The organism is Pseudomonas sp. (genome assembly GCF_040514055.1).
Lineage (GTDB): Bacteria > Pseudomonadota > Gammaproteobacteria > Pseudomonadales > Pseudomonadaceae > Aquipseudomonas.
Window position 1 is genome coordinate 13,579 of the sequence record NZ_JBEVDL010000046.1, and the last position, 12,221, is coordinate 25,799.

General features: G+C 64.5%; 11 protein-coding genes. 6 read left to right on the plus strand and 5 right to left on the minus strand.

The annotated features are described in order from the left end of the window. Nucleotides 1-52 precede the first annotated feature (52 nt). The 3 genes from ABWY06_RS10915 to ABWY06_RS10925 all read right to left on the minus strand — a co-directional run bounded on the left by ABWY06_RS10915 (nucleotide 53) and on the right by ABWY06_RS10925 (nucleotide 2,181). A complete protein-coding gene (locus ABWY06_RS10915) occupies nucleotides 53-241 on the minus strand; it encodes a hypothetical protein (RefSeq protein WP_353925587.1) in 189 nt (62 codons plus the stop codon). A gap of 100 nt (nucleotides 242-341) precedes the next feature. Then, nucleotides 342-1,103, minus strand: a complete 762-nt coding sequence (locus tag ABWY06_RS10920) for a tetratricopeptide repeat protein (protein WP_353925588.1) — start codon at nucleotides 1,101-1,103, stop codon at nucleotides 342-344. Nucleotides 1,104-1,221: 118 nt separating this feature from the next. Next, the gene (locus ABWY06_RS10925; protein WP_353925589.1) at nucleotides 1,222-2,181 is read right to left on the minus strand and encodes a DUF808 domain-containing protein; all 960 of its coding nucleotides are present in this window, start codon (nucleotides 2,179-2,181) and stop codon (nucleotides 1,222-1,224) included. Between the two features lie 490 nt (nucleotides 2,182-2,671). Between ABWY06_RS10925 and azu the strand changes: the two genes are divergently transcribed. Beyond that, the gene (azu, locus tag ABWY06_RS10930; RefSeq protein ID WP_353925590.1) at nucleotides 2,672-3,121 is read left to right on the plus strand and encodes an azurin; all 450 of its coding nucleotides are present in this window, start codon (nucleotides 2,672-2,674) and stop codon (nucleotides 3,119-3,121) included. Between the two features lie 66 nt (nucleotides 3,122-3,187). Here azu and ABWY06_RS10935 read toward each other — a convergent pair whose 3' ends face one another. Then, complete coding sequence (locus ABWY06_RS10935; RefSeq protein ID WP_353925591.1) at nucleotides 3,188-4,207, minus strand: 2-oxoadipate dioxygenase/decarboxylase family protein; 1,020 nt, start codon at nucleotides 4,205-4,207, stop codon at nucleotides 3,188-3,190. Nucleotides 4,208-4,289: 82 nt separating this feature from the next. Next, entirely contained in the window at nucleotides 4,290-5,264 is a 975-nt protein-coding gene (locus ABWY06_RS10940; RefSeq protein ID WP_502948186.1) for a LysR family transcriptional regulator, read from the minus strand. A 139-nt stretch (nucleotides 5,265-5,403) separates the two neighbouring features. On the opposite strand from ABWY06_RS10940, the gene amaB reads away from it, so the two are divergent. From amaB to livM, 5 genes are all read left to right on the plus strand, one after another. Then, on the plus strand, nucleotides 5,404-6,894 hold the full coding sequence (gene amaB, locus ABWY06_RS10945; protein WP_353925592.1) for an L-piperidine-6-carboxylate dehydrogenase: 1,491 nt from the start codon (nucleotides 5,404-5,406) through the stop codon (nucleotides 6,892-6,894). Nucleotides 6,895-6,939: 45 nt separating this feature from the next. Further along, the gene (amaA, locus tag ABWY06_RS10950; protein WP_353925593.1) at nucleotides 6,940-8,223 is read left to right on the plus strand and encodes an L-pipecolate oxidase; all 1,284 of its coding nucleotides are present in this window, start codon (nucleotides 6,940-6,942) and stop codon (nucleotides 8,221-8,223) included. 469 nt (nucleotides 8,224-8,692) lie between these two features. Continuing rightward, complete coding sequence (locus ABWY06_RS10955) at nucleotides 8,693-9,814, plus strand: branched-chain amino acid ABC transporter substrate-binding protein (RefSeq protein ID WP_353925594.1); 1,122 nt, start codon at nucleotides 8,693-8,695, stop codon at nucleotides 9,812-9,814. A gap of 186 nt (nucleotides 9,815-10,000) precedes the next feature. Next, nucleotides 10,001-10,915, plus strand: coding sequence for an ABC transporter permease subunit (locus tag ABWY06_RS10960; protein WP_353925595.1), 915 nt, complete (start codon nucleotides 10,001-10,003; stop codon nucleotides 10,913-10,915). A 3-nt stretch (nucleotides 10,916-10,918) separates the two neighbouring features. Then, nucleotides 10,919-12,199 (plus strand): high-affinity branched-chain amino acid ABC transporter permease LivM, encoded by a 1,281-nt coding sequence (gene livM, locus ABWY06_RS10965; protein WP_353925596.1) that lies wholly within the window; start codon nucleotides 10,919-10,921, stop codon nucleotides 12,197-12,199. The last annotated feature ends 22 nt before the right edge of the window (nucleotides 12,200-12,221 follow it).

Genomic DNA, 12,221 nt, shown 5'->3' on the forward strand with positions numbered 1-12,221 from the left:
GGCGCTGCCCGGCCAGCCGCCGCGGGGCGCGCCGGGCAACCGGGGCGGGGTGTCAGGCGTTCGAGGTCTGCTCGTCGTCCGCCACCGGTGCGACCGTGGCGTCGGCATCCGCTGGGGTGGTGGCGTCTTCGGCGGCCGGCTCGGTCAGGGCGGCGTTCTTGCGCTGCAGCTTTTCTTCTTTTTTCTGCTCTTTAGCCAGGTCGCGTTGACGTTTGGCAAAGGAATAGTTGGGTTTGGCCATGTGCGATCCTCTCTCTCGGGAATTAATGCCAGTGATTATGACAGTGACTCGGGGAGCTGTGGGTCTTCTCGAGAAGCTGGCGTGATTTAAAGTTGCCGCCTCAGCTCGACGGCGGCCGCGACAGGTCTTGCAGGGCCTGGCGGGTGAGTGCCAGCCAGGGTTTGTGCAGGTTACGGTAGTACCTCGGGGCTCGCCGCGCATAGGCCTCGATCTGCTCCAGCAACTGTCGGGACTCCACGGCCCGGCCCTGCTGCATCAGTAGCTGGGCGTAATGGTAGCGGGCCTCGGGGCCGGCGAACGACTCGATCAGGGCGCGAAACTCGTCCTCGGCCTTGCTCGTCTCACCCACTTGGCTCAAGGCTCGGGCATACAACAGGTGGCCGTCGGCGGAACGGTACTGCGGGTTGTGCTCGATCAGCCGCTCCAGGGTGGCGCGGCACTGGCCGGCATGGCCCTGGGCGAATTCCGCGCGCGCCAGGTTCAGCAGCAGTTCCGGTGCCTGGGCGTGCACCCCGCGCAAGGCCTGCTGGTACTGATTGGCGGCTTCCTCGGCGCGGCCCAGGCGTAACAGCTCGTCGCCCAGCAGCGCGCGGTTCTGCGGTGTGTCGCCCACGCTCACCTCGTCGCGCAAGGCGCGCAGCGTGCGTTCGGGATCGAGTTTGTCCTGCACCCGGCTTACGGCGCGGCGTCCATTGCGGCTACCGAGCATCTCCGGCAGCATCACGCCCAAGCCATAGATCAGGCAGCCGAGGCCGGGCAGGGCAATGATCAGGTACAGCCAGGAGCGTTCCTGACCGCTACGCACCACATGCAGGCCGCAGGCGACCTGACAGAGAATCACCAGCAAGGCGAGTATGGGCATGGCAGCGCTCCGATGAACCGAAAAATGGCGCGCCATCTAAGCACGCCTGCACGGCGCTGTCAGACCCGGCATTGCGCCCTGCATCACAGCCCGGACACTGGTTGTGGAGGCGACGAACTCAGTTGGCCTTACCGCGCACGGCCTGCCATAGGCGGCTGCCGAGACTGACCACGGCCAGTACCAGGGCGCCAGCGACGACACCTGCCAGGCCGTTAAGCAACGTCGGCGTCAGGGCGGCCAGGGTCGGCCCGACGGCGCCCCAGGTCGCGACGCTAGCCGTCCACTGCTCGATGGCGTGATGGGCCAGGGGGATGCCGTGGGTCAGGATGCCGCCACCGACCATAAACATGGCGGCGGTGCCGATCACCGACAGGCTCTTCATCAGGTAAGGCGCAGTGCGCAGTACTCCGCGGCCGAACCCGCGCTGCAGGCGCGTGAACAGACCCTCGCCGGTCTTCTGGCTCAGGTACAGGCCGCCATCGTCCAGTTTGACGATACCGGCCACCAGGCCGTAAACGCCGATGGTCATGACCAGGGCGATCAGTGCCAGCACCGCCAGCTGCTTGCTGAAGGGTTCGCCGGCCACGGTACCCAGGGTGATGACGATGATTTCCGCCGAGAGGATAAAGTCGGTGCGCACCGCGCCACGGATCTTGTCCTGCTCGAAGGCCACCAGGTCGACCGTGGGATCGGACAGGGCCTGCACCAGCTCCTCGTGGTGGGCCTGGTCACTGTCAGCGCTGTGCAGGTACTTGTGCGCCAGTTTTTCGAAGCCCTCGTAGCACAGGAACGCGCCGCCGAGCATCAACAGCGGAATCACCGCCCAGTTGGCGAAGGTACCGATGGCCAAGGCGGCGGGCACCAGGATCAACTTGTTTTTAAACGAACCCTTGGCGACGGCCCAGACCACCGGCAACTCACGGTCGGCCTTGACGCCCGAGACCTGCTGCGCATTCAGCGCCAGGTCGTCGCCCAGTACGCCGGCGGTCTTTTTCGCCGCGACCTTGGTCATCAGGGCGACGTCATCGAGCACGGTGGCGATGTCGTCGATCAGGGTGAACAGGCTGCTTCCGGCCATTGAAGGATTCCTATTGAGGCAAGCGGGGACTGACGGGCGCAGACGCCCCATCGATCGGTCATAAAGTGCGGGAATTAGAAGCCATGCGCGGCGGCGGGTAAAGCCTGGTATCGCCAACCGCCTGTTCTGGTGGGTCGGGCCGGGCTGTTTTCACGCCCTGCCTGCCCTGGGGGCGCCTGGACGGCGAGCCGGCCCTCCCGAGGCGGACGGTCATTGCGGGCTGGCACCGCTGACGCCACAGGCATAGGCGGCGAGCAACTGGTGCAAAAGGCTCGGAAGGTTCATGGCAGGGCTCCTGGTCAGGCGAGCCCCAGGGTAGGCGCTGCCAGACTCAGCGGGCGGTTGATTCTCTGCATCGGGTCGATAGTTGACGCGTCAGGCAGGCCCCGCGGCCGCACTGCGACTGGCTGTCGCAACCCCTGTGAACTCCCCAGGGAATCAGGCAGTCTGTTTTTGAAGCACCTGACCATCACTGCCTTTAGGAGGCACCATGTTGCGCAAACTCATAGTCGCATCCGTTCTTGGCCTGGCTGCCGCGCCCCTGTGGGCCGCGGAATGCGCGGTGGAGATCGATTCCACCGACCAGATGACCTATACCAGCAATGCCATGACGGTCAGCAAGAGCTGCAAGACCTTCACCGTCACCCTTAAACACGTCGGCAAACTGCCGAAGAACGTCATGGGCCATAACTGGGTCCTGAGCAAGACGGCCGACGCCGCGGCCATCGCCAGCGACGGCATGGCAGCCGGTATCGACAACAATTATCTGAAGCCCGGTGATACCCGGGTGCTGGCCTTCACCCCGCTGATTGGCGGCGGTGAAACTACCTCGGTGAGTTTCGATGTGGCCAAATTGACTGGCAGCGAGCCGTACCAGTTCTTCTGCTCGTTCCCCGGTCACGTGTCGTTGATGAAGGGCACCCTGACCTTGGTCGACTGATCTCTGGCAACCCTGCGTGACCTGAAGGGCCGCTGAATCAGCGGCCTTTTTTATGGCCTTTTTTGTTCAACGGGCGTCGGTCATCTTGAAGATGCCCTGGGCGTTGCCACTGTCGAAGGCCAGGTCGAGTTCGCCGGTGTCGGGGTCGACCTGGCGCTGGATAAACTCGACAAAGGAGCCCGGTACCTCATGCAGCCGTGCGACACCGAATCCATCGAGCAGCGGGCGGTGCACCGTGACCGCGCGGTAGGCGGTCTGGCGCACCCGTCCCGAGCTGGACACCTCGACGCTGGGTTTCATCGGCCGCGCCTTATGCCGCTGCACGGCCACCGTGCTTTCCAGGTCGTCGACGCGGTCGGTCAGGTGATTGAAGCGATTGCCCTCGGTGGCGATCCAGGCCATTTCCGCGCTTTCCTCGCGCAGCAGCCGGTAATCGGCTTCCCGGGCCGGGCCGTGCTGGCAATCGAAGGCGCGGTACAGCGCCGGCAGCAACTGGTAGGCCGCCGCCGGGCTGCAGTGACGGCTGCGGCGCAGGGTCTGCAAGGTGGCCAGGTGCTCGGGCTGCAGCGGCTCGCGACTGTCGGCGACGACTCGGCCGACCGCCGCCTGGAAGGGTTCGCTAAAACGTCCCGGGTGCAGCTCCGAGACGAAGAACTGGGCAATGTCCGCCGGCAGGTCCTGGTGCTGGTAGGCCCAGCCGGTCATATTCAGCTTGTTCAGCGGGTAGGTGCGCACGTCGGTGAACCCCAGGGGTTCGAGTAACCGACTGAACGCCAGGCGCCCGCGCGGCAGGGCGCCGTTTTCCGGCCAATCGACCGTGCGGATGGCGCCGTGGTCGAACCGCACCCGACGACCCGCTTCGGCCTGCTCCTCGACATAACGCTGGCCGTCCGGTACCGCCTGCACCAGCTTGTGGAACAGGCACAGGTTGAGTGCCTCGGCCAGCCAGGCACGGTGCAACCGCTCGCTGTCCCAGATAAAGCCGGTCAGGCCGGCAGGGACTTCGACATGGGTCCGCAGCCACTGCGCGGCGGTGTGGCCGGTCACCTCGGCGACCAGGTCGAAGAGCGCGTCGAATCGGGGCATGGCAGAAGGCTCCACTGGGCAAGGGCGATGCCCTATCAGAACCGCCCGGCGCGCCGTCGACAAGCGAAAAAAAACGACCGGATCATTCCTTTTTTTCTTTCTTGGCTCGGCCTGTGACGCTTGCTGCCTCGCCGCAAATTTCAGTTGGGCTGGAGGAGGGCTGCGGGCTGTCTGCCAGTTGCTCGAGCATCCAGCGCACAAAGTCGCGCACCTTGGGCACCTCGGCGGCGTGTTCGGCGTAGGCCAGGTAATAGGCGTTGCTGCTGGGCATGGCGTAGGGCCAGGGAATCACCAGCTTACCGTCTGCCAGCTCTTCTTCCACCAGAAAGCGCGGCAGCAAGGCCACTCCGCAGCCCACCTGGGCGGCGCGGATACACATATAGAAGCTGTCGAAGCGCGGGCCGTGGTAACTGTGCTCGGTGTGGCGGCCCTGGTCCTGGAACCACTGGTGCCAGGCGGCCGGGCGGCTGGTGTTTTGCAGCAGGACCAGCTCGGTCAACTGGGTCGGGTCGCTCAAGGGCGTGGCCGGCAGGGCCGCCGGGGCGCAGACCGGGACCATTTCCTCGCCGAACAGGGCAATGCATTCGGCGCCCGGGCGGGCGCTCTGGCCGAAGTAGAAGGCCACATCGCTGCGCCCCTGGGCCAGGTCGTCCGGGTCGTTTTCATGGTGCACGTCCAGGTGGATCTGCGGATGGCGCAGGCGCCAGCCCTTCAGCCGGGGCACCAGCCAGCGCGCGCCGAAGGTCGGCGGGGTGGAGACCCGCAGCACCTCGGTGGCGCCGCCGTAGGAGAGCATGTAGTGGGTGGACATCTCGACCTGGGTGAGGATCTTGCGCACTTCGCCCAGGTACAGGGAGCCGGCCGGGGTCAGCTGCAGGCGCCGCCGCACCCGCCGAAACAGCAGGTGCTGCACCAGCTCCTCGAGCTGGGCCACCTGCTTGCTGACCGCGCTCTGGGTCAGGTTCAGCTCCTCCGCCGCGCGGGTAAAACTCAGGTGGCGGGCGACGGCCTCGAAGCAGTGCAGGGCGGTCAACGAGGGCAGATGGCGTTTGAGCATGGGCTTCTCGGGCGGCGATGGGGCGTGGCATAACCAAACGGAATGATATAGAGAATAAAGGTCGTTTGTTGCCACGCGCCACTGCAGCTATTACTGAGGGCATGGCGCCCCCGCCGCAATGCATTCAGGAACCCCTTACATGATCAGTGACCTGCTGGAAAAACTCGGTGTCGATCCGCGCGCCTATCAACAGGGCTCGCATGTCGTTAACAGCCCCATCGACGGCAGTCGCCTGGGCTCGGTGCAGCTGGAGAGCCCGGCTGAAGTCGAACAGAAAGTCGGCCGCGCCGAGCACGCCTTTGCCGCCTGGCGCCAGGTCCCGGCGCCCCGTCGCGGCGAGCTGGTGCGGCTGTTTGGCGACGCCTTGCGCGAGCACAAGGCGCAACTGGGCGAGCTGGTGTCCTGGGAAGCCGGCAAGATCACCCAGGAAGGCCTGGGTGAAGTGCAGGAAATGATCGATATTTGCGACTTCGCCGTTGGCCTGTCCCGTCAGCTCTACGGTCTGACCATCGCCTCCGAGCGTCCGGGTCACCATATGCGCGAGAGCTGGCACCCGCTGGGCGTGGTGGGGGTGATCAGCGCCTTCAACTTTCCGGTGGCGGTCTGGGCCTGGAACGCCGCCCTGGCCCTGGTCTGTGGCAACCCGGTGCTGTGGAAGCCCTCGGAGAAAACGCCGTTGACCGCGCTGGCCTGCCAGGCGCTGTTCGACCGCGTGGCCAGCCGTTTCAGCGAGGCGCCGGCGTACCTGGCGCAGGTCATCATCGGCGAGCGCGACGCCGGCGCGGCACTGGTCGACGACCCGCGCGTGGCCCTGATCAGTGCCACCGGCAGTACCCGCATGGGGCGCGAGGTGGCGCCCAAGGTGGCGGCCCGTTTCGCCCGCAGCATCCTCGAGCTGGGCGGCAACAACGCGATGATCCTGGCGCCCAGCGCCGACCTCGACCTGGCCGTGCGCGCGGTGCTGTTCAGTGCCGTGGGCACCGCCGGCCAGCGCTGCACCACCCTGCGCCGGCTGATCGCCCATGAGTCGGTCAAGGACGAGTTCGTCGCGCGCCTGAAAACCGCCTACGCCAAGGTGCGTATCGGCCACCCGCTGGAAGGCAACCTGGTCGGCCCGCTGATCGATCGCCAGGGTTTCCAGGCCATGCAGGATGCCTTGAGCCAGGCGGTCAGCGAAGGTGGCCGGGTGTTCGGTGGCGAGCGGCAGCTGGCCGAACAGTTTCCCAAGGCCTATTACGTGGCCCCGGCCATCGTCGAGATGCCGGAGCAGAGCGCGGTGGTGCGCCACGAGACTTTCGCGCCGATCCTCTACGTGCTCGGTTACCAGGCGTTCGATGAGGCCCTGCGGCTGAACAATGAAGTCCCGCAAGGCCTGTCCTCCTGCATCTTCACCAACGATGTGCGCGAGGCCGAAGCCTTCCTCTCGGCCACCGGCAGCGACTGCGGCATCGCCAACGTCAATATCGGCCCCAGCGGTGCGGAAATCGGCGGTGCCTTCGGTGGCGAAAAGGACACCGGCGGTGGCCGCGAATCCGGTTCGGACAGCTGGCGCGCCTATATGCGCCGGCAGACCAATACCGTCAACTATTCCCGTGAGCTGCCGCTGGCCCAGGGCATCACCTTCGACTGAGTGGCGCCGTGCCCGGTGCTCCGGGCGCGCATTGAGGAGTGTTGCATGAGCCTGCTGCAAAAGTGCCTGTGGGAAACCCTGACTCCGGAGCGGCCGACCGCACCGGCCTTGAACGGCCAGGTGACTGCCGACGTCTGCGTGATCGGTGCCGGCATCACCGGGCTGTCGGCCGCCCTGCACCTGCTCGAGCAGGGCAAGCGGGTCTGTGTGCTGGAGGCGCAGGAAACCGGCCATGGCGGCTCCGGGCGCAATGTCGGCTTGGTCAACGCCGGGATGTGGATCGCGCCGGATGACGTCGAGGCGGGTTTGGGTGCGGCGGTGGGCAGCAAGTTGCTGACCACCATGGGCGCGGCCCCGTCCCTGGTGTTTTCCCTGATCGAGCGCCATGGCATCGACTGCCAGGCGCGCCGCGAAGGGACCCTGCACATGGCGCACAACCGCCGCGGCGTCGCTGACCTGCAAAGCCGCTGCGAGCAATGGCAGCGCCGGGGTGCCGATGTGCAGCTGCTGACCGGTGCGGCGTGCCGCGAAGCCACCGGTACCCAGCGGATCGCCGCGACCCTGCTCGACCGGCGCGCCGGCACGCTCAACCCCATGGCTTACACCGCCGGCCTGGCGCGGGCGGTGCAGCGCCTGGGGGGGGCGCTCTATCACCACTCGCCGGTGTCGCGATTGGAACGTCAGGGCAGCGGCTGGTGCGTAGTGACTGCCCAGGGCTCGGTAATGGCCGAGCAGGTGGTGATCGCCTCCAACGCCTATACCGAGGGCGAATGGACCGAGCTGCGGCGCAACTTCTTCCCCGGTTTTTATTACCAGGTAGCCTCCGTGCCGCTGACCTCGGAGGCTGCGCGCGAGGTGTTACCGGGGGGGCAGGGCGCCTGGGATACCCGCCAGGTGCTTAGCAGCATCCGCCGTGACGCCGCCGGGCGGCTGTTGCTCGGCAGCCTGGGCAGCGGTACCGGCAAGCCCGCCTGGTTCCTGCGTGCCTGGGCCGATCGCATCCAGCAGCATTATTTTCCGGCGCTGGGCAAGGTCGACTGGGAGTGCACCTGGACCGGCTGTATCGCCTTTACCCCGGACCATCTGATGCGCCTGTTCGAGCCGGCCCCGGGCCTGCTCGCGGTCACCGGTTACAACGGCCGTGGGGTTACCACCGGCACCGTGGTGGGCAAGGCTTTCGCCGATTACCTGGTCAGTGGCGATGCGCAGGCGCTGCCCATGCCCCTGCAACCGATGACGCCGATCAGCGCCATCGGCGCCCGCAGTTTCCTCTACGAGGCCGGGTTTTCCCTCTACCACGCGGGCCAGTGCCTGCGCGTAGTGATCTAGAGCATTTTCGCCATATCTTGGTCCGCAGTTCCAGATATCGGCAGCGAGAAGCTCTACAAGGTTGAGCACCTCACCCAACGCGTACGCAGGCGCGCTTTTCGTAGAGTGGCGTAACCCACGCGGACGGGCGCCCAGGTGCAGACGGGCTTTTAGTGAAACGGCTCTAGGATCCTGGGCCGCGATGACCCTGAGTCGCGCTGGTGCGGTGAGTCATTTAGCCGCACCAGCGGCGTGCAAGTGGGCGGAGCCCCGGGCTCGTTACCAAAAGTAAAAGCATCCGAGCCGATCAATGCAGCCTTGAAATCGGAGAAATCCCCTGTTTTTCAGATACTTCAAAAAAAATATGCCTTAACCCTACGGTTTTTTATCAAAAGCCTCTGTTTCTGCTCTATCGTTCCATTGGAAAAAATAATGGCACAAGGCTTGCTATCGTCCCGTGCCATCACAAGATCCCTCAGGAGCAAAACCTATGTCGCAGACGATTTTCCGCAAAGGCTTTCTGGCTCTCGCTGTAACCGCCGCAATGGGCGCTTCCGCCCTGGCGCAGGCTGATATCGTCATCGGCGTGGCCGGCCCCATGACTGGCGGCAACGCGGCGTTTGGTGAGCAGATGTGGCGCGGCGCCAATCAGGCCGCCATCGACATCAATGCGGCCGGTGGTATCAATGGGGAGCAGATCAAGCTGATCAAGGCGGATGATGCCTGCGAGCCGAAACAGGCCGTGGCCGTGGCCAACCGCCTGGTGGATTCAGACAAGGCGGTGGCAGTAATCGGGCACTTCTGCTCCTCGTCGACCATCCCGGCCTCCGAAGTCTATGACGATGGCGGCATCCTCTCGATCACCCCTGCCTCCACCAACCCGACCGTAACCGAGCGTGGTCTGGGCGCGCAGTTCCGTATCTGCGGCCGTGATGACCAGCAGGGCATAGTCGCTGGCGACTACATCGTCGACACCCTGAAAGCGACCAAAGTGGCGATCATCCATGACAAGGACACCTATGGTCAGGGTCTGGCGGATGCGACCAAGGCGCAACTGACCAAACGCGGTGTCACCGAAGTGCTGTACGAGGGCCTGACCCGCGGTGAGAAAGACTTCAACGCCCTGGTCACCAAGATTCGTTCTTCCGGTGCCGAAGTGGTCTATTTCGGCGGTCTGCACGCCGAAGCCGGTCCGCTGGTGCGTCAGCTGCGTGAACAGGGCTCGACCGCCTTGTTTATCTCCGGCGACGGCATCGTCACCGACGAGCTGGTCACCACCGCCGGCGGCCCGCAGTACACCAAGGGCGTGCTGATGACCTTCGGTTCGGACCCGCGCAAGATTGAGGCGGGCAAATCGGTGATCGAGAAGTTCCGCGCCGACGGTTACGAGCCAGAGGGTTACACCCTGTACTCCTACGCGGCCCTGCAAACCGTCACCGCGGCCTTCAAGGCCACCGGCGGCACCGACTCGGCCAAGGCCAGCGCCTGGCTGAAGAGCAATCCCGTCGCCACCGTCATGGGCGAAAAAGCCTGGGACAGCAAGGGCGACCTGAAAGTCTCCGACTACGTGATGTACGAGTGGGACGACAAGGGCAAATACACCCAGAAGTAAGCACTCGCCCCGTCCTCCAGGCGCCAAATGCCTGGGTGGGCGGGCACTATTTCCGGGTACTGCCGAGCTCCTCCTTCCGTTCGCCACGGCATGCCGTGCCGTGGTTCGTTCTGCAGTACCCGTCTGACTTCACTTGAACAGGCCGGCCCCACGAAGGCCGGCTGTTTAATCGGCGAGATAGAGTCAATGGACGGTATTTTTCTGCAACAAATGATCAACGGGTTGACCCTGGGGTCGGTCTACGGGCTGATCGCCATCGGCTACACCATGGTCTACGGCATCATCGGTATGATCAACTTCGCCCATGGCGACGTGTATATGATCTCCGCTTACCTGACCGCCATCGGCCTCGCCGTACTGGCCTTCTTCGGTCTCGAATCCTTTCCACTGCTGATCCTCGGCACCCTGGTCTTTACCATAGTGGTAACCGGCCTTTACGGCTGGACCATCGAGCGCATCGCCTACAAGCCGCTGCGCAACTCCACGCGCCTGGCGCCGCTGATCTCCGCCATCGGTATGTCGCTGATCCTGCAGAACTATGTCCAGGTCGCCCAGGGGGCGCGGCAGCAAGGGGTACCGACCCTGCTCGAGGGCATGATCAAATTCGAGGTGGGCAGCGGCTACGTGCAACTGACCTACACCAAGCTGTTTATCATCATTGTGTCGCTGGTGGGCATGGGGGTGCTGACCTATATCATCCAGAACACCAAGCTCGGCCGCATGTGCCGGGCGACTCAGCAAGACCGCAAGATGGCTTCGATCCTGGGGATCAACACCGACCGGGTGATCTCCTACGTGTTTGTCATCGGCGCGTCCATGGCCGCCCTGGCCGGCATGCTGATCACCATGAACTACGGCACTTTCGACTTCTACGCCGGCTTTATCATCGGTATCAAGGCCTTTACCGCCGCGGTACTGGGAGGCATCGGTTCGTTGCCTGGCGCCATGCTCGGTGGCCTGATCCTGGGTGTTGCCGAAGCGCAGTTCGCCGGCCTGGTCAACTCGGACTTCAAGGACGTGTTCTCGTTCTCCCTGCTGGTGCTGATCCTGATTTTCCGACCGCAAGGGCTCATGGGCAAACCCCATGTGGCGAAGGTGTAAGTGATGTCCGTTAGCCAATCCTCGATTGACCTGAAACGCTGCCTGATCGACACCGTGTTGTCCGGGCTGGTGGCCCTGATCGTCTTCGGCCCCATCGTCGGCATCGTCCTGCAGGGCTACAGTTTCGACCTGCACCTGGATCGCGTCGGCGTGCTGGTGGCCATCGTCATGGCCGGCCGCTTCTGCCTCAGCCTGTTCCTGCAGACCGCCCGGGGCCAGCGCATGGCCCATGCGATGCAGAACAAGGAGGCCGGCGTGCACGTGCTGCCGGTCGACCACAAGTCGATCCTGCGCTTCGTGGTTCCAGTGCTGATCCTGCTGGCGATCAGCTTTCCCTTCTTCGCCAACAAATACCTGCTGTCGGTGGTGATCCTCGGCCTGATCTACGTGCTGCTGGGCCTGGGCCTGAACATCGTGGTCGGCCTGGCCGGCCTGCTGGACCTGGGTTTTGTCGGCTTCTACGCCATCGGCGCCTACGGCCTGGGGCTGGGTTACCAGTACCTGGGCCTGGGTTTCTGGTCGATGCTGCCGTTGGCGATGATCCTGGCGGCCTTCGCCGGCGCCTTGCTGGGGTTTCCGGTGTTGCGCATGCACGGCGACTATTTAGCCATCGTCACCCTGGGCTTTGGCGAGATCATTCGCCTGATCCTGAACAACTGGGTGTCGCTGACCAATGGCCCGAACGGCATCGCGATTCCCGGCCCGACCCTGTTCGGCCTGGAGTTTGGCAAGCGCGCCAAGGAGGGCGGCACGCCCTTTCATGAATGGTTGGGCGTGGCCTATAACCCCAATGCCGAGCTGATCTTCACCTTCTCCGTGCTGTTTCTGGTGGTGATGGCGGTGCTCTATATCAAGCACCGGCTGACCCGCATGCCGGTCGGCCGGGCCTGGGAAGCACTGCGCGAAGACGAAATCGCCTGCCGGGCCATGGGCTTGAACCATGTGCTGGTGAAGCTCTCGGCCTTTATGATGGGCGCCGCCGTGGCGGGTATCGCCGGGGTGTTCTTCGCCACCAAGCAGGGTTTTATCGACCCGTCGTCCTTCACCTTCTTCGAGTCGGCGCTGATCCTGGCGATCATCGTGCTCGGCGGCCTGGGCTCGACCCTGGGGGTGGTGATCGCCGCCTTCGTGCTGACCGTCGCGCCCGAGTTGCTGCGCAGTTTCGCCGAGTACCGGGTACTGATGTTCGGCATCCTGATGGTGCTGATGATGATCTGGCGTCCGCGCGGGCTGGTGCGTATCAGCCGCAGTGGTTTCGCCGTTAGAAAAGGGGTGAAGCCGTGAGCCACGACATCATTCTGTCCGT